This window comes from Pseudomonas sp. WHRI 8519 (assembly GCF_040224055.2).
GTDB classification, from domain to species: domain Bacteria; phylum Pseudomonadota; class Gammaproteobacteria; order Pseudomonadales; family Pseudomonadaceae; genus Aquipseudomonas; species Aquipseudomonas putida_X.
In genome coordinates, this window is record NZ_CP167996.1 from 1,039,246 (window position 1) to 1,058,545 (window position 19,300).

The window sequence follows — 19,300 nt, forward strand, 5'->3', positions numbered from 1 at the left end:
GCAAAATCCTGGGCGTGGGCAAAAAACCGGCGTGCAAGCTTAGCAGGCTGAGGTTCTTTGAATAAGAGGAATTTGCAATTGCTGGATGAAACAGCTGTCATTTTCGTCGGCGCCATCGCCGGCAAGCCAGGCCCCGCAGTTACCGCGCAGCATTCAAGCACTGCGTGGTCGCCGTTGGAGCTGGCTTGCCGGTGAAGGGGCTGCCTGGCAGCCCTGATAACGCTCAATGACTGGTATTAGCCAGAAGGCCGCGCCAAGTTGCCTGGCAATGCCGAATCAGAATTCGTGATCGGCAGTGTCCGGGTTCAGGTTGGCAATGCCCAGCTTGCCCGCAGCCTGCTCGATCGCACCGGTTTGCTTGACCAGCGAGGCGATGGCGTCACGCACGACCTGGTTGCCGGCAGCATTGTCGGCAGCGATCAGTTGGTCGTAGTGCTCGCCTTTGAGCGCGTGGTCGACGATGACCTGAAGCTTGGCTTCGGTCGCTTCCAGGTCGGCCTTGAGGGTAGCGTCGGCGGCCGGGTCGGCCTTGGCCACGAGCGACGACAGGCTTGGGCCGGTCAGCTTGGTGCCGTCGGTGCGGGTGTACTCGCCCAGGTAGACATTGCGGATGCCCTTGGCGTCGTAGAAGTGCGAGTAGTGGGTGTTGTCACTGAAGCAGTCCTGCTCGTCTTCCGGCGAGTTGGCTTCCAGCGAGACCTTCATGCGCTCGCCCGCCAGTTCGCCCAGCGACAGGCTGCCCATGCCGAACAGCATCTTGCGCAGGCCGTCGGTGGCAGGCTCGGCTTCCAGCGTGGCGCGGTAGTTGTCGGCGACGTTCGGCGCCCAGTTGCCGACCATTTCTTCGAGGTCCTTGACCAGCAGCTCGGTGACCGCCTTCAGGTAGGCGCGGCGACGCTCGTTGTGGCCACCGGTGGCGCCTTCACCTTCGAGGTAGTCGGAAGCAGGGCGGTTGCCTGCGCCCGGGCCGGTGCCGTTGAGGTCCTGGCCCCAGAGCAGGAATTCGATGGCGTGGTAGCCCGTGGCGACGTTGGCTTCGGAGCCGCCCAGTTCGTTCAGGCTGGCCAGCTTCTCAGGGGTGATGTCCTTGACATCGACCTTCTCCTCGCCGACCTGGATCTCGGTATTGGCGATGATGTTGGAGCTTGCAGCCGGGTTGCCCAGCGCATGTTCGTAGCTCGTGTCGACGTAGTCGATCAGGCCTTCGTCAAGCGGCCAGGCGTTCACCTGGCCTTCCCAGTCGTCGATGATGGTGTTGCCGAAGCGGAAGGCTTCGCTCTGCAGGTACGGTACGCGTGCTGCAGCCCAGGCTTCTTTGGCCGCTTTGAGGGTGTCGTCGTTGGGCTTGGCGAGGAATGCATCGATGGCGGTCTGCAGGGACTTGGCGGTGCTCAGCGAGTCGCTGTAAACGGCGTAGACCATCTCGGTGTAATGCTTGACCACGGCCTTGCCGGCCGCTTCGTCGACAGCAGCCGGTGCCGCGGCGGCGGTGCTGGCAGCAGCAGGTGCCGCAGCTTGCGGGGCGGCGGCCTTCTCGTCCTTGCTTTCACCGCAACCGGCGAGAGCGATGGCGATGGCCAGCAGACTGGCGGTGGCCAGAGGCTTACGAATCATTGTTGGTTTCCCTGCGTCGTGTGGTTGGACAGTGCGCCGTGGCACGTAAAACGACAACATCATGCGAAAGATTTGCATTTGCTGTAAAGGGGTGGTGGCGCAATTAGGCAAATGCCGGCAACGCGCTGGAGCCAGCAGGGGCAGGGGTTATAACGCAGAAACCTGATTGCGCTGGGCCTGGCGCAGGAAACTGGTCAGCTCGCGTGCCGACAGTGGCTTGCTGTAGTGATAGCCCTGACCTTCATGGCAGCCTTGGGCGATGATGTAGGCTTCCTGCTCGGACGTCTCCACGCCCTCGGCGATCACCTGCATGCCCAGGCTTTTGCCCAACTGGATGATTGCCCGAACGATGGTGGCATCGTCATCGTCGTCGAGCAGGTCCTGGACGAAGCTCTTGTCGATCTTGATCTTGTCCAGTGGCAGCGACTTGAGATAGCTGAGCGACGAGTAACCGGTGCCGAAGTCGTCAATCGCGATCAACGCACCGGAGCGGCGCAGGCTGAGCAAATGCTGGGCGGCGGTGCTGATGTCTTCCATCAGGCCGGTTTCGGTCACTTCCAGCTCCAGGCTGCGCGGTGGCAGGCGGTAAGCCTGCAGCAGATTGTTGACTACGCGTGGAAGTTCGCTGTGATGCAGTTGCACGGTGGACAGGTTGACTGCCATGCGCAGTTCGCTGAAGCCCAGGTCGTGCCATTCACGCAGTTGCCTGCAGGCCTGGTCGAGTACCCACTCGCCGATGGCGATGATGTTGCCGTTCTGTTCGGCCAGCGGGATGAACTGGTCCGGCGGGACCATGCCCAGTTCAGGGTGCTGCCAGCGCAGCAAGGCTTCGACGCCGACCACGCGGTGGTCGCGGTAGCTGATCTGCGGTTGGTAAACAAGGAACAACTGGTTGCGCGACAACGCCTCGCGCAGGTCTTTTTCCAATTCACGGCGCCGGCGCATCTCGCTGTCGACGCTGGCGATGTAGAACTGGTAGCGGTTGCGCGAGCGGGCCTTGGCCAACGTCATGGTCTGCTCGGCCTTTTGCAGCAGCTTCTCGGTGCTGTCGCCGTCTTCAGGGAACAGGGTGATGCCGATGGTGGCGCGCAGGCGAATCTGCTGGTGGTCCAGGTCGAATGGCGCCTCCAGGTCATCGAGGATGCTCTGCGCCAGTTCTGCTGCCTCGTAGGGCTGTTCGATATTGGCCTGCACCAGGGCGAACTGGTCGCCACCCAGGCGCGCCAGCGCCCCCAGGCGGCCACTGTGGGCGCGCAGGCGGTCAGCCAGGGCGAGCAGCAATTGGTCGCCGACCTGATAAGTGAACTGCTCGTTTATGCCTTTGAAGTCGTCCAGGCCTACGCACAGTACGGCAACGCGATGCTGCAGGCGGGAGCCGTCTGTAAGGATCTTGTCGAGCTGTGCCTGGAGTTGCTGGCGGTTCGGCAGCCCGGTCAGGAAGTCGTATTGGGCCATGCGTTGCAGGCTGTTTTCGGCTTCATGGCGCAGATGGGTATTACGCTCGATCGAGGCCAGCAGCTGGTTGGCTGTATTGACCCAGATGCCCAGTTCGTTTTTTTCATGGCCTTTGAGCAGCGGAATCTGATGCTGGCTGGGGCGGTCAGGGTTGATCTGGGTGAGGTGCTCGATGATCTTCGACAGCGGCTTGGTCAGCAGCCAGTGGTAGACCAGGTACAGCACCAGGCCCATGGCCAGGGCGCGCAGCACGCCGGAAATGAAGATGATGATGGCGTTGAGCAGGAAGCCTTCACCGTAGGCGGCAGTGTCCAGGGTGATGCTCAGGTCACCGTAGTACTCGCTGTAGGGGCCGCGGCCGACCAATTGCGTGGTGTAGGTGCGTTCCTGGCCAAGCAGCAGGTCGGTCAACCAGCGGACTGGCGAGTCCTGCAGCGGGCGGGACTTTTCGGCGAGCATGGTTTCATTGGGGTGGCCGATGGAAGCCTGGCGCACGGAATTGTCTTGGAAGAGGCCTTCCATGACCTGCATGCCCATTTCCCGGTCGAGGCTGTAGACCGCCTGGGTCGACGGGTCACGGAACATGTCGAGGATGCGATGGGCGTCGTTGTCGACGGTCTGACGGGTCTTGTAGGTGTCATACACGATCTGCGCGCAGCTAAGAACGACACCGACCGCCAGCGCCGAAAGGAGCACGACCCTGAGCAACTTGACCGATAAGCTGTTCCGCAATTCCAGCTTCAATGGGGTTTCCTTAATCCATGCAATGGCATCATTTTGCCATTAACCTTGGCAATACACTATCGGCCGGTGGGCTGCCCTTAGCAGTGTATCGGTTGCCTGACCCTGCAACTTGAGTGCGCTGTTGCGAACTTCCAGACGTTTGATGTTAGCGCGCTATGCGGGGTGAGCAAGAGCCGCTGGGAAAACTGTTGATGGGCAGGCTGGGATGCCGGCGCCGGCCATAAAAAAACCCGGCGCATGGCCGGGTTTCTTGGTCAAGGCGCTGGCAATCAGGCCTTGAAGGTCTTGCCTTCGAACTGTTCGGCAACGAAGGCCCAGTTGACCAGGTTCCAGAATGCCTCGACGTACTTGGGACGCAGGTTGCGGTAGTCGATGTAGTAGGCGTGTTCCCAGACGTCGCAGGTCAGCAGCGGGGTGTCGCCGCTGGTCAGCGGGCAGCCGGCACCGATGGTGCTGGCCAGGGCCAGGGAGCCGTCGGCTTTCTTGACCAGCCAGCCCCAGCCGGAGCCGAAGGTGCCAACGGAAGTCTTGGTGAACTCTTCCTTGAACTTGTCGAAGGAGCCGAATGCGGCGTTGATGGCTTCAGCCAATGCACCGGTAGGCTGGCCGCCGCCGTTTGGCGACAGGCAGTTCCAGTAGAAGGTGTGGTTCCAGACTTGAGCGGCGTTGTTGAAGATGCCGCCCGAAGAGCTCTTGACGATCTCTTCCAGGGTCTTGCCTTCGAATTCGGTGCCTGGGACCAGGTTGTTCAGGTTCACGACGTAGGTGTTGTGGTGCTTGTCGTGGTGATACTCCAGGGTTTCCTTGGAGATGTGCGGCTGCAGGGCATCGTGGGCGTACGGCAGCGGCGGCAATTCAAAAGCCATGGTGGATCTCCTGATTCAGGTCTAGTTCGCGGTTTGCGCAAGGCCGATCACGGGCGGCCCTATGTGCGTCGGCGAGTTTGTACTCTTTGCGACGCAAGGGCTGGATCATAGCACCAGCCCCGGCGCATAACCACGCAACAAAGATAGGGAATAGAGGTTCCAGAGCGGTTGCCCGCCGCCGACGGGTGGCGCCCCGGGGGGGAGGAGAGCGGCAAGCTTCAAGCGGCAAGCTGCAAGTCGAAGCGGACCGCGTACAGTCTTGCAGCTTGCAGCTTGCAGCTTGCAGCTTGCAGCTTGCAGCTTGCAGCTTGCAGCTTGCAGCTTGCAGCTTGCAGCTTGCAGCTTGCAGCTTGCAGCTTGCAGCTTGCAGCTTGCAGCTTGCAGCTTGCAGCTTGCAGCTCAAGAAAAGACCAGTTGCGCCGCCACGGCGAACATCATCACCGCCACCATCAGGTCGAGCATCCGCCAGGTGGCCGGGCGGGCCAGCCAGGGCGCCAGCCATGCAGCACCGATCGCCAGGGTCGAGAACCATAGCAGCGAAGCGCTGGCGGCGCCTGCCACATACGCGCCTGGTACGGTCTGCTGGGCGCCCAGTGAGCCGATCAGCAACACCGTGTCCAGGTACACATGCGGGTTCAGCAGGGTGACGGCCAAGGCGCTGAGCAGCACCGCACGCCGCGAACGCATGCCTTGGCCTTGCTGATGCTGCAGGCTCTGCTTGGAACAGGCGCTACGCAGCGCTTTGGCGCCGTACCAGAGCAGGAACACCGCGCCACCCCAGCGTGCGACCGCCAACAGCGTCGGATTGTGTGCCAGCACCGTCGCCAGGCCGAATACCCCGGCGGCGACCAGCAGAGCGTCGCAGACGATGCACAGTGCTGCCACCGGCAGGTGATGCTCACGGCGCAGGCTCTGCGCCAGGACGAAGGCGTTCTGGGCGCCGATGGCCATGATCAGGCCGAGGGCCACCAGCATGCCGTTCAGATAGCTTTGCCACATGGCAGATACTCCAAAGAAGATGCTGGCTATTGTGGCGATCGACCCTGTATAAGAAAAACAAATAATGCTGATCCGTCATTAGGGAAATCGATGTTCGACTACAAGCTGCTGGCCGCCCTCGCGGCCGTGATCGAGCAAGGTGGTTTCGAACGTGCAGCGCAGGTACTGGGGCTGTCGCAATCGGCTATCTCACAGCGCATCAAACTGCTCGAGGCGCGGGTTGGCCAGCCGGTGCTGGTGCGCGCCGCGCCACCGAGCCCGACCGAGGTCGGGCGCCAGTTGCTCAACCATGTGCAGCAGGTGCGGCTGCTCGAACGTGACCTGCAGCGCCAGGTACCGGCACTGGATGAGGAAGGCATGCCAGAGCGTCTGCGCATTGCGCTCAACGCGGATAGCCTGGCGACCTGGTGGGCAGGCGCGGTGGGTTCGTTCTGCGCCGAGCAGCAGGTACTTACCGACCTTGTGGTGGAAGACCAGGAAGTCGGCCTCAAGCGCATGCGTGCCGGGGAAGTGGCGGCCTGCCTGTGCGGCAGCGAGCGGCCGGTGGCGGGCGCGCGCAGCATGCCGCTGGGCGCCATGCGCTACCGGGCGCTGGCCAGCCCGGCATTCATGGCGCGCTATTTCCCTGGGGGCTTCGAGGCCCGGCGGCTGGCCCGCACGCCGGCGATCGTGTACGGCCCGGACGATTTTCTGCAGCACCGATACCTCGCTTCTCTAGGTATCGAGGATGGCTTCCTGCACCACCTTTGCCCCTCGTCCGAAGGCTTCCTGCGCATGACCGAAGCCGGCCTGGGCTGGGGCCTGGTGCCTGAGTTGCAGGCCCGCGAACAGTTGAAAAGCGGGCAACTGGTGGAAATATCTACCGATACCCCCATCGATGTGCCGCTGTACTGGCATCATTGGCGCAATGGCGGGCAACTGCTCGCGCAACTGACCGAACACCTGCGCCACACAGCACAGCATTGGCTGGTGCCGTTGTAGTGGCGGCCGGCGTCTGTTGCATCTGAAATCTGAGGCGGAGTGTTACATGCGAATTCTGGTCACTGGCGCGAGCGGCTTCATCGGCGGGCGCTTTGCGCGCTTTGCCCTGGAGCAAGGCCTGGATGTGCGGGTCAGCGGCCGCCGCGCCGAGGGCGTCGAGCACCTGGTCAAGCGTGGTGCGCAGTTCATCCCTGGCGACCTCGGTGACGCCGAACTGGCCCGGCGCCTGTGCCAGGGCGTCGAGGCGGTGGTGCATTGCGCCGGAGCGGTGGGCACCTGGGGGCGCTATCAGGATTTTTACCAGGGCAATGTGGTGGTCACCGAGAATGTGGTCGAAGGCTGCCTGAAGGAGCACGTCCGTCGCCTCGTGCACCTGTCGTCGCCGTCGATCTACTTCAATGGCCGCTCGCGCCTGGATATCCGCGAAGACCAGGTGCCGCGTCGTTTTCATCATCCCTACGCGCAGACCAAATACCTTGGCGAGCAAAAGGTCTTCGGCGCCCAGGAGTTCGGGCTCGAAGTGCTGGCGCTGCGCCCGCGTTTCGTGACCGGCGCCGGTGACGGCAGTATTTTCCCGCGGCTGATGCAGATGCAGCGCAAGGGCCGCGTGGCGATCATCGGCAACGGCCTGAACAAAGTCGATTTCACCAGCGTGCACAACCTCAACGAGGCATTGCTTGGCGCGCTGTTCGCCGATGATCGTGCGTTAGGGCAGGCCTACAACATCAGTAATGGCCAACCGTTACCCTTGTGGGATGTGGTCAATTACGTCATGCGCCAGATGCAGTTGCCCCAAGTGACCCGTTATCGCGCCTATGGCCTGGCCTACAGCATGGCGGCGCTCAACGAAGCCGCTTGCCTGCTCTGGCCCGGGCGACCCGAGCCCACCCTCACGCGCCTGGGGATGCAGGTGATGAACCGCGATTTCACCCTGGATATCAGCCGCGCCCGGCAGTACCTGGATTATCAACCCAAGGTCAGCCTGTGGACGGCGCTGGATGAATTCTGCGCGTGGTGGAAGCACCAACCTTTTGCTCAGTGAACCAGGCGTCTGGATGATGGTCATCAGTGCGCCGCTTGAGCGGTTTATACTCATGTCTCTTTGCTACTACCGCGGTTGAATCTATCCATGCGCAACGATGCCCACGACGATTTTGATGATGTGCCAACCCTGCGTGCCGGCACCCCGGATGACGACGAACTCTTGCCAGCGCGTGTCTCGCGCAACCGCCAGAAGGCTGTCAGGCCCGCCAGCACGGGCCCTTTGTGGGCGTTGCTGGGGGCCTCGTTCATCGCGTTGGCCGGGCTCGGTTGGTGGAGCTTTCAGCAAATCTCGCTGATGGAGCAGCAACTGGTGGCTACCCAGGAAAGCTTTGCGCGTATCAGCGAGGAAGCAGCGGGGCGTTTGCAGGCGATCAGTGGCAAGGTCGCTGCCACTGAGACCTCTAGCACCACCGGCAGTGAAGCGCTCAAGCTGCAGATCCGCCAATTGCAGGCCAGCCTGGCCGAGCAGGGCAAGCAACAGCAGGGCGTGGCAGGGCAAACGGGTGACCTGGGCAAGCGCCTGGAGCAAGTGCTGGCCGATACCCGCGAACAGCAAAAGGCGGTCACTGAACTGCAAACCCAGTTACAGGCGCAGTTGAAAGCGGTGAATGCCGAGCTGGCGGCATTGAAGTCGGGCCAGGTGGATGGCGGCAAGCTCGATGGGCAGCTCAAGAGCCTTAGCGAGGAGGTGGCCGCACTGAAGAAGCAGGGCAACCCGAAAGCGGCGATCGAGAGCCTGGAGCAGGACGTGCTGGTATTGAAAAGCCAGGTGGACAATCGCCCAGCTGCGGCGGCTGCCGGTACTGCTTCGGTTCAGGAGTTCGATGCGTTTCGTGGCCAGACGACCCGCAACCTCAATACCCTGCAAAGCCAGATTCAGAACCTGCAGCAGCAGATCAACGCCCGCCCTTGAGGCCTTGCGGGAGGGCTTTGCCCTCCTTTCGCCGGGCCAGGGCGCTTGTACGGGAATCTTCCGTAGGTCAGCCATGCGTCGCGCAGGGCCGCAAGGCGGCCCTGGCGCTCGGGCTTACAGCCGTGGGTAATCGATGTACCCCACCGGCCCCTTGGCATAGAAGGTTTCCGGGTGCGCCTGGTTCAACGGCGCATCGGCTGCCAGCCGTGCCGGCAGGTCCGGGTTGGCAATGAATGGCACGCCAAATGCCACCGCATCTGCCTTGCCACTGGCCAATGCAGCATTGGCACTCGCCTTGTCGAACCGCTCGTTGACGATGTAAGGGCCACCGAACGCCGCTTTGATCAGCGGGCCGATGCTGTCATCGGCTTCCTTCTCCCGCGAGCAGATGAAGGCGATACCCCGCTTGCCCAGTTCCCGCGCGACATAGGTGAACGTCTCGGCGCGGTCGGCATCACCCATGTCATGGGAGTCTGCGCGCGGCGCAAGGTGCACGCCCACCCGGCCTGCGCCCCACACGCCGATGGCGGCGTCTGTCACCTCCAGCAGCAGGCGGGCACGGTTCTCCAGTGAACCGCCGTAGCGGTCGGTGCGCTGGTTGGTGCTGCTCTGCAGGAACTGGTCGAGCAGATAGCCGTTGGCACCGTGGATCTCGACGCCATCGAAACCGGCCGCCTTGGCGTTCTCTGCGCCACTGCGGTAAGCCTCGACGATGTCGGCGATCTCTTCGCTTTCCAAGGCCCGCGGGGTCGGGTATTCGGTGATCGGTCGCACCAGGCTGACATGGCCCTTGGGCTGGATGGCGCTGGGCGCCACCGGCAACTCACCGTTCAGGTAGCTGGGGTGGGAAATGCGGCCAACATGCCACAACTGCAGGAATATGCGACCGCCCGCGCCGTGCACGGCCTTGGTCACGTTGTTCCAGCCGCGTACCTGTTGGTCGTTCCAGATGCCTGGCGTATCTGGGTAGCCGACGCCCATGGGCGTGACCGAAGTCGCTTCACTGAGGATCAGCCCGGCGCTGGCGCGCTGCACGTAGTACTCGGCCATCAGCGCATTGGGCACCCGGCCTTCGTCGGCGCGGCAGCGGGTGAGTGGCGCCATGATGATGCGGTTGGGCAGTTGCACATCGCCCAGTGTGATCGGATCGAAAAGCGTGGTCATAAGTGTTTACCTGCTTGGTCAAAGCGCTTGGCGCAGTTGTTCGAGAAACGCCTGGATGGTGGCTTCGTTGCGTTTGAAAAAATGCCACTGGCCGATCTTCTGGCTGCTGACCAGGCCAGCGCGCTGCAAGGTCGCCAGGTGGGCAGAAACGGTCGACTGCGACAGGCCGCAGCGTTGATCGATCTGCCCGGCACAGACACCGTGCTCGGTGCTGTGGTGTTGGGCAGGAAAGTGCGCTGCCGGGTCCTTGAGCCAGTTGAGGATTTCTCGCCGGACCGGGTGGGCCAGGGCTTTTATGATTTCGTCGAGATCGAGAGGCATGGTGTGGGGCTCATGGTGTAGCGGTATATCGTGATGTGACGAAATATAAATCGGTATTTCGCGATATAGAAATATGAAGTCGTTCTGAGCTGAGCGCGAATCGTTATATCGCGTTATAACGATATATGAATGCACGGTGCTAAACTGCGCCCATGAACTACCTCGCACACCTGCACCTGGGCGGCCCGGCGCCGCAACAATTGCTTGGCAGCCTGTATGGCGATTTCGTCAAAGGCTCGCTGGAGGGGCGCTTTGCGCCGACGCTGGAAGCTGCCATCCGTCTGCATCGGCATATCGACAGTTATACCGATCAACACCCGCTGGTGTTGGCGGCGCTGGCGCGGTTTCCCCGGGAGCGGCGCCGCTATGCCGGCATCATCGTGGATGTGTTTTTCGACCATTGCCTGGCACACCATTGGGGCGACTACGCCGAGCAGCCGCTGGCGCAGTTCACCGGTGCGTTCTATCGCGTGTTGCTGGCCGAGCCCGAGTTGCCAGAACGCTTGGCACGCATTGCGCCCTCGATGGCCGCAGATGACTGGCTGGGGGCCTATGGCGATTTTGCCACCCTGGAGCAGGTCTTCAACGGCATTGGGCGACGCTTGTCCAGGCCTGAGGGCATGATGGGCGTGATGACCGAGCTTGAGCGGCTATACGAGCCGTTGCTGGCGGATTTCCGTGAGTTCTATCCGCAGTTGCAGGCGTTTGCCGCAGCGCAGAGGGCTGGCACCTAGCGCTGAACTGCCAATCGAGCATCAAGCCACCTGAGCCTGTCGGCCCAGGGCCACCTCGACTTCGCCCACGCCGAACAACGCCCGCTCGATGGCCTGCTGCGCCTGCAATGCCAACGCCGCGCGCTCTTTGTTCACGCTGCTGATCGGCTGCAACAGGTGAATGCACACCTTACCCCGCGGCTCGGCGAACAGGCGCAACAGGTGGGCCACCAGGTCATCGTTACCAATGAACGGCGCAACCAGGTCGGCCTCGCCGTTGCGCAGGTACGCAAGGGCAACGGGCTGCACCGCCACACCCTGATCGATGGCCCCTGCCAGCAAACGCCCGTGGAAGGTCCGCACCTGGCGCCCGTCGGTCGTGGTGCCTTCGGGGAAGATCAACAGCGGCCTGGCGTCGCCCAGTTGTGCGCTGATCTGTTCACGCAGGCGCTGGCTGTCGCCGCCGCCGCGGCGGATGAACAACGTGCCGGCTTTCTCCGCCAGCCAGCCCGCCACTGGCCAGTGGCGGACTTCGGCCTTGGACAGGAACGACAGCGGCAGCAGCATGCCGAGCAGTGGGATATCGGTCCAGGACACGTGGTTGCTGACCCACAACATCGGCCGTTTGGGCAGCTCACCGATTACCTGCACGTCGAAGGGCAGGGCCGCGACCAGGCGCTTCATGAACAGGCAGGTCCAGCGCTGGCGGCGCTCGATGGAGGCTTTGCTGCCCAGGCGTTCGCCGACGGCGATCACGCTGGCCATGAGCATGCCCAAGAGCAGCACCAACAACAGCCTTGCGAGGCGGGCGAACACCCGCAGCTTGGGCATCAGACCGCTGCCTTGAAATGGCGGGCGTAACGCGGGCACAGGTCATCACGCTTGAGCAGGATGAACACGTCGGCAACCTGGAAGTCCTCATCCCAGCAGGGTTCACCGCAGATCTTCGCACCCAGGCGCATGTAGGCCTTCAGCAGCGGCGGCATTTCAGCGATGACATTGTGCGGCAGGGCCAGGGTGGGCAGCGGGTTCTTCGGTTCTGCACGCAGATGTTCGGTGCACAGGTAGCGTTCGCGCAGCCGTTGCATGACAGCATGGGCCTGAACACCGCCATCCTGCATGGGGATGCTCGCGCAGCCCATCAGGTAGCTGTAACGGCCTTCATTGAGCACTTCGGCCAGCTCGCCCCAGAGCACGGCGATGGTGCCGCCGTTGCGGTAGCCGGGGTCCACGCAGGTGCGGCCCAGTTCGAGGATTGGCCCCTGCAGTTGCAGCAGGCCATGCAGGCTGAATTCTTCTTCACTGTAGAAACGCCCCAGGCTGCTGGCGGCCTGATGGTCGAGCAGGCGGGTGGTGGCGACCAGTTCGCCGGTGCTCAGGTCGCGTACGCCGATGTGCTGGCAGTGTACGTCGTAGTCATCCATGTCCAGGCCCAGTTCAGCGCCCTTGAGCCTGGCCTTGAATTCTGCGCTGAACACGTTGTAGCGCAGGGCCTGTGCTTCCTGCAGGGCCGCGGCGCCGACCAGGCGTTCGGCTTGCAGACGGCGTTCAGTGCTGTTGTCGCCAGAGCGAGCGGTCCGAGTCATTGCGAGTCTCCCTAAGCCAGCCATGAAGGGTTGCGGCCGGTCGGCTTTGTTGTGCAAAGTCAGCCTAGGTAGGCGCGGTGTCACCCCTGTGAACCTTTGGTGATGCTTGCGTGACACCCCTGGCAAGCGCTTATGAGAGGAGCGTCCGATGGCCTGGTTGCAACGATTCAACGATCCCTTTCGCCAGCCTCTGGCCGACACCTTGGGCGAGCTCTATGCCGCGCAGCTCGAACGCCTCGGCGGGTGCGCCCCGTTCGAGCTGGCGGTGCTGGGTGGGCGCGCCATGGCCACACCTGGCCTGGCGTTTCTGCTTGGCTACCAGGCCGCCTTGCGTGTGCTGTGGCCCAGTGCCCCCGCCACCCTCGGCGCGTTGTGCGCCACCGAGGGGCGTAGCGTGCGCCCGGCGCACATGCAGACGCGCCTGGAGGCTTTGCGTCTGACGGGTAGTAAGGACTTCGTGACCGCGGGGCTTGACGCCGAATGGCTGCTGGTGGCGGCACGCAGCGAGGGGCAGGGTGAAGCACCGCGCCTGAGCCTGGGGGTGGTTTACCCGGGTGAGCCAGGGGTGACCCTGGAGGCATTGCCGACCCTGCCATTGATGCCTGATGTCGGCCACGGGCGCCTGCAACTTCGCCAGGCTGCCTGCGAACTGCTGGCCGGTGATGGGTGGGATGCATACGTCAAACCGTTTCGCTCACTGGAAGATTTGTACGTGCTGGCGGCAATGGTTGCCTGGTTGTATGGCGTAGCGCAGGAAAGCGGCTGGCAACAGGCGCTGCGGTTGCGCCTGATCGGCTTGTTGGCGGGTTGTGCCGAGGCCAGCCGCCAGTGCGCCGACAGTGTCGGCTGCCATTTATTGCTGGCGGGCTTGTTTGCGCAGTTTCAGGCACTGAAGCCGTCCATCGACGAAGCCCTGTCGGCCGGGCCGGCGCAATGGGCGCAGCTGTGGCAGCGCGATCAGGGCGTCATGGCGCTGGCGACGGCTGCTCGGGAAAAGCGCCTGGCCAAGGCTTGGGAGGCTGCCGGATTGTCATGAACGCCTGGCAGGATCGCCTGATCCGTTGACACCCGGGTCGCCCTGCGGCCCCAAGAGGCGTTCATGTTGAAGACCGGGCTGATTATCCTGGCGGTGGCGCTTGGTTCGGCCAGGGCAGAGGACTGGCCCCTGCCAGAGTGGCAAGCCGACACCACGGCCATCGACTGGCAGGCTGTCGATAGCTATGCCTTCCCGGAGCGCGCTACCACCCGGCGCAGCGGCATTCGCAGCGACGCCCTGCTGATCATCCGCGACGGCCGCATCCTGCACGAGCGGTACGCCGCGCCTACCACCGCGAAAACCGCCCACCTGACCTGGTCGGTGAGCAAGAGCGTACTGGCTACAGTGCTGGGCGTGGCCCAGGGCGAGGGGCGTTTTCAGTTGCAGGACCCCGCAGCACGCTATTACCCGCCCATGCAGGCCCACCCCGATGTGCGTATGGCCGACCTGTTGCATTGGGCCAGTGGCCTGGCCTGGCAGGAAGACTACGAATACGCACCGCTGAAATCCTCGGTGGTGGCAATGCTCTATACCCGAGGGCGCCATGACATGGCCGCTTATACCGCTGCAAGGCCCGTTGCCGAAGCGCCTGGGCAGCGATTCCTGTATTCGAGTGGCGACAGCAATGTCCTGGCCGCCGCATTGCGCGGCATGCTCAAGGGCGGTGCTTACCCTGACTACCCCTGGCAGGCGCTGTTCACCCCGCTGGGCATTCACAGCGCCGTGTGGGAGCGCGATGGCAGTGGCACCTTCGTTGGCTCTTCCTACCTCTACCTCAGTGCCCGCGACCTGGCACGCATCGGCCTGTTGATGCAGCGTGAAGGGCGCTGGGGTGGCCGCCAGTTGCTGCCGGCAAGCTGGGTTGCCTTCAATCGTACCCTGTTCAGCCAGGCCACACCGCTGCCCGGCGAAGCCAACCCCGGTGGCCACTGGTGGCTCAACCAGCCACTGCCGGGCAGTACCTTGCCCTGGCCTGACGCGCCGGCAGACACCTTTGCCGCCCTCGGCCACTGGGGCCAGGCCCTTTACATACTGCCGGGCCACAAGCTGGTCATCGTCCGCTACGCCGATGACCGTGATGGCAGTTACAGCCATAACGAACTGCTAAGGCGCGTGCTGACAGCGCTGGCCAAGGAGGGGGCATGAAGCGGCTGTTGGGGCTGGTGATGCTTGCCTTGCTGGGCTGGGCCTGGCTGGAGCGCCAGGCATTGGCGGACTTCCCGGGTATTCTTTCGGCTTATTCGGCCAAGGAGTATTGCTCCTGCCGTTTCGTCATGGGTTTGGACCCTGACTATTGCCGGGGTTATGTAGCGCAGTGGTTGCCGTTGAGCATGCTGGAGGAAGACAGCCAGCGGCGTCTGGTCAGTGCCGCAGGGCTGGGCCAGCGCAATCAGGCGGCATGGCAGGGCACGCAGGTTGGCTGCCGCTTGCTGCCATGAAGAGGGCCGGGTAAGGTTGGCGGTCTGGTTTCACGAGATCTGTCATGTTCAAGCTGCCCCGTCTTTTACCCGCCCTGTTGCTGGCTCTGTGCCTGCCCGCTCACGCCAATTGGCACCTCGATGGTGAGTCCTCACGCCTTTCATTCGTCACTGGCAAGGACGGCGACACGGCCGAAGTCCATCGTTTTCTGGTCTTGCATGGTACCGTCGACCGCAAAGGCGCCGCCGGGCTGCGTATCGAGATGGATTCGGTCAGCAGTGGTATCCCGCTGCGGGACGAGCGCATGCGTGACGATCTGTTCGAGGTCGGCCGCTTTGCCGAAGCGACGGTCAAGGCCCAGCTCGACCTGCGGCCGATAAACGACCTGGCCGATGGCGCGCAGATCGAACTGCGCCTGCCGTTGACCGTTACGCTGCATGGCCAGTCGCACAGCTACAACGCCTTGTTGCTGGCAACCCGCCTCGATGCGCGGCGCTTCCAGGTGGTGACCCTTGAGCCACTGATTGTGCAGGCCCACGATTTCGGCTTGCTGCCCGGGCTGGAAACCTTGCGCAAGTTCGCCAAGCTCAAATCCATCAACCCGACGGTACCGGTCAATGCGGTGCTGATTTTCAACGCCCGCTGACATGCCGGGGCCGGTCTTTCCCTGGCGTGATGGCAACCAGTTCGAACTGCTGATCGACGGCCCCGAATTCTTTCCACGCATGCTTCAGGCGATCGTGGATGCGCAAGCCCAGGTCGATCTTGAGTTGTATCTGGTCGAGGCCGGTGCGTGCGCCGAAGCGGTGGTCGATGCGCTGGAGCAGGCCGCCCGGCGTGGGGTACGCGTGCGGTGCCTGTTCGATGACTACGGCTCGCTGGCGTTCAATTCGGCTTTGCGCCAACGCCTGCTCGATGCCGGTGTGTACCTGCGCTGGTACAACCGCCTGCGCTGGCGCCGCGGCCTGCGCAACCTGTATCGCGACCATCGCAAGCTGCTGCTGGTTGACGAGCGCCTGGCGGTGGTCGGGGGTACCGGTGTCACCGATGAGTTCTGGACGCCGGGCGAAGCGACCAGCGAGTGGCATGAGGTAATGGTGCAGATGCACGGCCCGGTGGTCAGCGATTGGCAGCTACTGTTCGACCGCCAGTGGCAGGCCAACCACCGCCGTACTGCCTGGCGCCCCGCCGAGGGTTTCGGCCTGCCGCGCCTGCCCAAGGTGCCGGTGCATGGCCCGGGCATGGGCCGCGTGGCCTATGCCGACGCCCGCCAGCACCGTGACATCCTGCATTCGCTGGTGCGTGCGCTCAACAGCGGCAAGCAGCGAGTCTGGCTGGCCACACCTTATTTTCTGCCAACCTGGAGCGTGCGCCGTTCGCTGCGCCGGGCGGCAGGCAAGGGCGTCGATGTGCGCCTGCTGCTCACCGGCCCGCGGACCGATCACCCCTCGGTCCGCTACGCCGGCCATCGTTACTACCCTCGTTTATTGCGCGCGGGGGTACGTATCTATGAATACCAGCCGTGCTTCCTGCACCTGAAGATGGCGCTGGTGGATGATTGGGTCAGTGTCGGCTCGTGCAACTTCGATCACTGGAACCTGCGCTTCAACCTGGAGGCCAACGTCGAGGCCTTGGACCCGCCGCTGACGGCCGCCGTGGTCGCCAGCTTCGAACGCGATTTCGCCCTCAGTCACGAAGTCGACCTTGACCACTGGCACGCCCGGCCACTGTGGCGTCGTTTGAAGCAACGGATATGGGGCTGGATGGACCGGCTGGTGGTCAACCTGCTCGACCGCCGTAACTGAAGCAGACTATCGTGCAGGGTGCTTCCCCAATTACCGAAGGAGTGGATGGCGATGACTGCGAAGAAGATTCTCATGCTGGTGGGCGACTACGTCGAGGACTACGAGGCGATGGTGCCTTTCCAGGCCTTGACCATGGTGGGCCACACGGTGCATGCGGTGTGCCCGGAGAAAATCGCGGGGCAGACGGTGCGCACGGCGATCCACGATTTTGAAGGCGAGCAGACCTACAGCGAGAAGCCTGGCCACAACTTTGCCCTCAATCATGATTTCGTCCAGGTCCGTGCCGAAAGCTACGATGCCTTGCTGATCCCCGGTGGGCGCGCCCCTGAGTATCTGCGCCTGGATGAGCGCGTGCTGGCGCTGGTCAAGGCATTCGACCAGGCCAGCAAGCCGATTGCGGCGGTTTGCCATGGGGCGCAGTTGCTGGCGGCGGCTGGCGTGCTCGAAGGGCGTGAGTGCAGTGCGTATCCGGCCTGTGCGCCGGAGGTGCGCTTGGCAGGGGGCACGTTCATCGATATCGCCGTGGACCAGGCGCACGTGGATGGCAACCTGGTGACAGCGCCAGCGTGGCCGGCGCACCCGGCATGGCTTGCGGCCTTCCTCAAGGTGCTGGGGACGCGCATCAGTTGAGCCGGCCTGGTCGCCGGCTTGCCGGCGCTGCTGGGTTCAACCCACCTGCTCGACCCAGTCATTGAGGTTGTAGTAGTTGCTTACCCGGGCAATCTTCCCGCAGTGAATGTAGAAGAAGGCGCCTGCCGGTAGCACGTAGGTCTGCCCCTTGGCCGCAGGCAATCCCTCATCATCGGCCAGGTACTCGCCATGTACGGTGAACTCGGCTGCCGCGCGGCTGCCGTCGGCATTTTGCATCACCACGATATCGGCCAGGCGCTCGCGGTAGCAGCGGTTCATCTTGTCCATGAACGCGGCAAACCTGGCCTTGCCCATTTGCCGCTCGCCCTGGTTGATGTCGTGAACCACGTCTTCGCTCAGCAAGGCAAGGAAGGCAGGCATGTCGCCGGCATTGAACGCCGCGTAGTAGGCATTTACCAGTTCGGTAGCGGTCATGGAACAGTTCCTGTCGTGTAGGGGAAAGGTGCAGCCTTGGTTCGGATGATAGGGTTTCCCCTCAAGCCCGGCTTAGCCGAGCGCGTCATCCACATCGACAAAACGACCGCCAAGCATGGAAATACGCCTGTTGCACGGCGCCGCTATCGCGCCTTACATCGATGACCTCGCTCGTCTGCGCCTGACCGTTTTCCGCGAGTTCCCCTATCTCTATGACGGCACGCTGGAGTATGAAGCCGAGTACCTGGCAGCCTATGCACGTTCCGGCCGCAGCCTGGTTGTGCTGGCCCTGGACAACGGCCAGGTGGTGGGCGCCTCGACCGGCGTGCCGCTGGTGGACGTTGCGCCCCAGTTTCAGCAGCCATTTCTGGCGCAGGGGCGCGACCCGGCCAGCGTGTACTACTTCGGCGAATCGGTGGTACTGCCCCAATACCGTGGCCAAGGCCTGGGTGTGCGCTTCTTCATCGAGCGCGAGTCTTACGCGCACAAGCTGGCCGAGTTCGATTGCTGCGCCTTCTGCACCGTCGAGCGCCCTGGCGTGCACCCAAGGCGGCCTGCCAACTACAAGCCATTGCACGGTTTCTGGCGAAACCGGGGCTTCCTGCATGACCCGTCCCTGCGCACGCATTACGCCTGGCGCGACCTGGACGAGCAGGAAAGCAGCGACAAGATCATGTCGTTCTGGCTCAAGGAATTACCGATATGATCCGTGTGGCGGCCTGCCAGTACGCCATCGAGTTGCATGAATCCTGGAGTGCTTACGCCGAGCACCTGCAACGCGTATGCGCCGAGGCGGTGGCGGCGGGCGCTCAATTGCTGCTGTTGCCTGAATACGCCGGCATGGTGCTCAGCGGCCAGTTGCCTGCCGACCAGCGCGGCGACCTGAAAGCCTCCATCGCCGGCGTCCAGCCGTTGATCGAACCCTGGTTGGCGCTGTGCGAAGGCATCGCCCGGCGCTTGGGGGTGTACCTGCAGCCGGGCAGCCTGCCGGTGCTGGACAACGATGGGCACTATCGCAACCGGGCCTGGCTGTTCGGGCCTGAAGGTATGCTTGGGCATCAGGACAAACTCATGATGACCCGTTTCGAGCGAGAACACTGGGGCATCAGCGCGGGCCAGGGGCTGCGGGTATTCGATACGCGCCTCGGTCGCCTGGGCATCCTGATCTGCTATGACAATGAGTTCCCGCTGCTGGCGCGGCACTTGGCCGAAGCGGGGGCCGACCTGATTCTGGCGCCCAGTTGTACCGACACCGAAGCGGGCTACCACCGCGTGCGCATCGGTATTCAGGCGCGGGCGCTGGAAAACCAGATAGCACTGTTGCAGAGCCCGACTGTGGGCTCGGCACCGTGGTCACCGGCGCTGGATGAGAACGTTGGGCGTGCGGGGTTGTTCGTGCCGCCGGATCATGGCATGCCGAGCAATGGGGTGGTGGGTGAAAGCGAAACGCTGAGCCCCGCGGGCAGCCAATGGCTGGTATGCGATGTGGACCTGGGAGCGGTCCGGCGGGTGAGGGAGCAGGGGCAGGTCTTTACCCGGCGCGATTGGCCAGCGCAGTTCGAGCGTATTGCGTGA

At 63.3% G+C, this 19,300-nt stretch carries 21 protein-coding genes; 12 read left to right on the plus strand and 9 right to left on the minus strand.

The features are described 5' to 3' along the window. Positions 1-276: 276 nt before the first annotated feature. The 4 genes from ABRP30_RS04780 to ABRP30_RS04795 form a co-directional block, all read right to left on the minus strand. A complete protein-coding gene (locus ABRP30_RS04780; protein WP_349976472.1) occupies positions 277-1,614 on the minus strand; it encodes an imelysin family protein in 1,338 nt (445 codons plus the stop codon). A 147-nt stretch (positions 1,615-1,761) separates the two neighbouring features. Then, positions 1,762-3,813, minus strand: coding sequence for a bifunctional diguanylate cyclase/phosphodiesterase (locus ABRP30_RS04785; protein WP_267821204.1), 2,052 nt, complete (start codon positions 3,811-3,813; stop codon positions 1,762-1,764). A 269-nt stretch (positions 3,814-4,082) separates the two neighbouring features. Continuing rightward, the gene (locus tag ABRP30_RS04790; RefSeq protein WP_012312902.1) at positions 4,083-4,679 is read right to left on the minus strand and encodes a superoxide dismutase; all 597 of its coding nucleotides are present in this window, start codon (positions 4,677-4,679) and stop codon (positions 4,083-4,085) included. Between the two features lie 399 nt (positions 4,680-5,078). Further along, complete coding sequence (locus tag ABRP30_RS04795; RefSeq protein ID WP_241804751.1) at positions 5,079-5,678, minus strand: LysE/ArgO family amino acid transporter; 600 nt, start codon at positions 5,676-5,678, stop codon at positions 5,079-5,081. Between the two features lie 90 nt (positions 5,679-5,768). Here ABRP30_RS04795 and ABRP30_RS04800 point away from each other — a divergent pair, with 90 nt between their 5' ends. From ABRP30_RS04800 to ABRP30_RS04810, 3 genes are all read left to right on the plus strand, one after another. Next, positions 5,769-6,659 carry a LysR family transcriptional regulator ArgP gene (locus ABRP30_RS04800; RefSeq protein ID WP_241804752.1) on the plus strand — a complete coding sequence of 297 codons (891 nt, stop codon included), beginning with the start codon at positions 5,769-5,771 and terminating at the stop codon, positions 6,657-6,659. A gap of 46 nt (positions 6,660-6,705) precedes the next feature. Continuing rightward, positions 6,706-7,701: an NAD(P)-dependent oxidoreductase gene (locus ABRP30_RS04805; RefSeq protein ID WP_349976174.1), complete on the plus strand. Its 996-nt coding sequence runs from the start codon at positions 6,706-6,708 to the stop codon at positions 7,699-7,701. Between the two features lie 87 nt (positions 7,702-7,788). After that, positions 7,789-8,616 (plus strand): ATPase, encoded by an 828-nt coding sequence (locus tag ABRP30_RS04810; RefSeq protein ID WP_267821210.1) that lies wholly within the window; start codon positions 7,789-7,791, stop codon positions 8,614-8,616. A gap of 114 nt (positions 8,617-8,730) precedes the next feature. Here ABRP30_RS04810 and ABRP30_RS04815 read toward each other — a convergent pair whose 3' ends face one another. Together ABRP30_RS04815 and ABRP30_RS04820 are read right to left on the minus strand one after the other, a co-directional pair. Continuing rightward, positions 8,731-9,780 carry an alkene reductase gene (locus tag ABRP30_RS04815; protein ID WP_349976175.1) on the minus strand — a complete coding sequence of 350 codons (1,050 nt, stop codon included), beginning with the start codon at positions 9,778-9,780 and terminating at the stop codon, positions 8,731-8,733. Between the two features lie 18 nt (positions 9,781-9,798). Next, positions 9,799-10,101: a helix-turn-helix transcriptional regulator gene (locus ABRP30_RS04820; protein WP_241804756.1), complete on the minus strand. Its 303-nt coding sequence runs from the start codon at positions 10,099-10,101 to the stop codon at positions 9,799-9,801. 152 nt (positions 10,102-10,253) lie between these two features. On the opposite strand from ABRP30_RS04820, the gene ABRP30_RS04825 reads away from it, so the two are divergent. Further along, on the plus strand, positions 10,254-10,835 hold the full coding sequence (locus tag ABRP30_RS04825; RefSeq protein WP_267821214.1) for an ACP phosphodiesterase: 582 nt from the start codon (positions 10,254-10,256) through the stop codon (positions 10,833-10,835). A gap of 21 nt (positions 10,836-10,856) precedes the next feature. Here ABRP30_RS04825 and ABRP30_RS04830 read toward each other — a convergent pair whose 3' ends face one another. Beyond that, positions 10,857-11,645 (minus strand): lysophospholipid acyltransferase family protein, encoded by a 789-nt coding sequence (locus tag ABRP30_RS04830; protein ID WP_267821216.1) that lies wholly within the window; start codon positions 11,643-11,645, stop codon positions 10,857-10,859. Further along, on the minus strand, positions 11,645-12,400 hold the full coding sequence (gene olsB / locus ABRP30_RS04835) for an L-ornithine N(alpha)-acyltransferase (RefSeq protein WP_241804759.1): 756 nt from the start codon (positions 12,398-12,400) through the stop codon (positions 11,645-11,647). Before olsB ends, ABRP30_RS04830 begins: the two co-directional genes overlap by 1 nt. 148 nt (positions 12,401-12,548) lie before the next feature. Here olsB and ABRP30_RS04840 point away from each other — a divergent pair, with 148 nt between their 5' ends. The 6 genes from ABRP30_RS04840 (at position 12,549) to ABRP30_RS04865 (ending at position 17,290) form a co-directional block, all read left to right on the plus strand. Further along, on the plus strand, positions 12,549-13,436 hold the full coding sequence (locus tag ABRP30_RS04840; protein WP_349976176.1) for an acyl-CoA dehydrogenase: 888 nt from the start codon (positions 12,549-12,551) through the stop codon (positions 13,434-13,436). 63 nt (positions 13,437-13,499) lie between these two features. Continuing rightward, the gene (locus ABRP30_RS04845) at positions 13,500-14,582 is read left to right on the plus strand and encodes a serine hydrolase (protein ID WP_349976177.1); all 1,083 of its coding nucleotides are present in this window, start codon (positions 13,500-13,502) and stop codon (positions 14,580-14,582) included. Then, positions 14,579-14,875, plus strand: coding sequence for an amidase (locus tag ABRP30_RS04850; protein ID WP_349976178.1), 297 nt, complete (start codon positions 14,579-14,581; stop codon positions 14,873-14,875). The genes ABRP30_RS04845 and ABRP30_RS04850 overlap by 4 nt, the downstream gene beginning before the upstream one ends. A gap of 44 nt (positions 14,876-14,919) precedes the next feature. Next, on the plus strand, positions 14,920-15,501 hold the full coding sequence (locus tag ABRP30_RS04855; protein WP_349976179.1) for a YceI family protein: 582 nt from the start codon (positions 14,920-14,922) through the stop codon (positions 15,499-15,501). Position 15,502: 1 nt separating this feature from the next. Beyond that, entirely contained in the window at positions 15,503-16,660 is a 1,158-nt protein-coding gene (locus ABRP30_RS04860; protein ID WP_349976180.1) for a phosphatidylserine/phosphatidylglycerophosphate/cardiolipin synthase family protein, read from the plus strand. A gap of 51 nt (positions 16,661-16,711) precedes the next feature. Next, positions 16,712-17,290 (plus strand): DJ-1/PfpI family protein, encoded by a 579-nt coding sequence (locus ABRP30_RS04865; RefSeq protein ID WP_267821227.1) that lies wholly within the window; start codon positions 16,712-16,714, stop codon positions 17,288-17,290. Between the two features lie 36 nt (positions 17,291-17,326). Here the strand turns inward: ABRP30_RS04865 and ABRP30_RS04870 are convergent, their stop codons facing one another. Further along, the gene (locus ABRP30_RS04870; RefSeq protein WP_349976181.1) at positions 17,327-17,725 is read right to left on the minus strand and encodes a nuclear transport factor 2 family protein; all 399 of its coding nucleotides are present in this window, start codon (positions 17,723-17,725) and stop codon (positions 17,327-17,329) included. A 115-nt stretch (positions 17,726-17,840) separates the two neighbouring features. On the opposite strand from ABRP30_RS04870, the gene ABRP30_RS04875 reads away from it, so the two are divergent. After that, positions 17,841-18,431 (plus strand): GNAT family N-acetyltransferase, encoded by a 591-nt coding sequence (locus ABRP30_RS04875; RefSeq protein WP_349976182.1) that lies wholly within the window; start codon positions 17,841-17,843, stop codon positions 18,429-18,431. Continuing rightward, positions 18,428-19,300, plus strand: coding sequence for a carbon-nitrogen hydrolase family protein (locus ABRP30_RS04880; protein ID WP_267821230.1), 873 nt, complete (start codon positions 18,428-18,430; stop codon positions 19,298-19,300). The genes ABRP30_RS04875 and ABRP30_RS04880 overlap by 4 nt, the downstream gene beginning before the upstream one ends.

Excerpts from the sequence above, each read along its gene's own strand:
- ABRP30_RS04780 (WP_349976472.1), bottom strand. The coding sequence starts at position 1,614 with ATGATTCGTAAGCCTCTGGCCACCGCCAGTCTGCTGGCCATCGCCATC.
- ABRP30_RS04790 (WP_012312902.1), bottom strand. The coding sequence starts at position 4,679 with ATGGCTTTTGAATTGCCGCCGCTGCCGTACGCCCACGATGCCCTGCAG.
- ABRP30_RS04795 (WP_241804751.1), bottom strand. The coding sequence starts at position 5,678 with ATGTGGCAAAGCTATCTGAACGGCATGCTGGTGGCCCTCGGCCTGATC.
- ABRP30_RS04800 (WP_241804752.1), top strand. The coding sequence starts at position 5,769 with ATGTTCGACTACAAGCTGCTGGCCGCCCTCGCGGCCGTGATCGAGCAA.
- ABRP30_RS04805 (WP_349976174.1), top strand. The coding sequence starts at position 6,706 with ATGCGAATTCTGGTCACTGGCGCGAGCGGCTTCATCGGCGGGCGCTTT.
- ABRP30_RS04810 (WP_267821210.1), top strand. The coding sequence starts at position 7,789 with ATGCGCAACGATGCCCACGACGATTTTGATGATGTGCCAACCCTGCGT.
- ABRP30_RS04815 (WP_349976175.1), bottom strand. The coding sequence starts at position 9,780 with ATGACCACGCTTTTCGATCCGATCACACTGGGCGATGTGCAACTGCCC.
- ABRP30_RS04820 (WP_241804756.1), bottom strand. The coding sequence starts at position 10,101 with ATGCCTCTCGATCTCGACGAAATCATAAAAGCCCTGGCCCACCCGGTC.
- ABRP30_RS04825 (WP_267821214.1), top strand. The coding sequence starts at position 10,254 with ATGAACTACCTCGCACACCTGCACCTGGGCGGCCCGGCGCCGCAACAA.
- ABRP30_RS04830 (WP_267821216.1), bottom strand. The coding sequence starts at position 11,645 with ATGCCCAAGCTGCGGGTGTTCGCCCGCCTCGCAAGGCTGTTGTTGGTG.
- olsB (WP_241804759.1), bottom strand. The coding sequence starts at position 12,400 with ATGACTCGGACCGCTCGCTCTGGCGACAACAGCACTGAACGCCGTCTG.
- ABRP30_RS04840 (WP_349976176.1), top strand. The coding sequence starts at position 12,549 with ATGGCCTGGTTGCAACGATTCAACGATCCCTTTCGCCAGCCTCTGGCC.
- ABRP30_RS04845 (WP_349976177.1), top strand. The coding sequence starts at position 13,500 with ATGTTGAAGACCGGGCTGATTATCCTGGCGGTGGCGCTTGGTTCGGCC.
- ABRP30_RS04850 (WP_349976178.1), top strand. The coding sequence starts at position 14,579 with ATGAAGCGGCTGTTGGGGCTGGTGATGCTTGCCTTGCTGGGCTGGGCC.
- ABRP30_RS04855 (WP_349976179.1), top strand. The coding sequence starts at position 14,920 with ATGTTCAAGCTGCCCCGTCTTTTACCCGCCCTGTTGCTGGCTCTGTGC.
- ABRP30_RS04860 (WP_349976180.1), top strand. The coding sequence starts at position 15,503 with ATGCCGGGGCCGGTCTTTCCCTGGCGTGATGGCAACCAGTTCGAACTG.
- ABRP30_RS04865 (WP_267821227.1), top strand. The coding sequence starts at position 16,712 with ATGACTGCGAAGAAGATTCTCATGCTGGTGGGCGACTACGTCGAGGAC.
- ABRP30_RS04870 (WP_349976181.1), bottom strand. The coding sequence starts at position 17,725 with ATGACCGCTACCGAACTGGTAAATGCCTACTACGCGGCGTTCAATGCC.
- ABRP30_RS04875 (WP_349976182.1), top strand. The coding sequence starts at position 17,841 with ATGGAAATACGCCTGTTGCACGGCGCCGCTATCGCGCCTTACATCGAT.
- ABRP30_RS04880 (WP_267821230.1), top strand. The coding sequence starts at position 18,428 with ATGATCCGTGTGGCGGCCTGCCAGTACGCCATCGAGTTGCATGAATCC.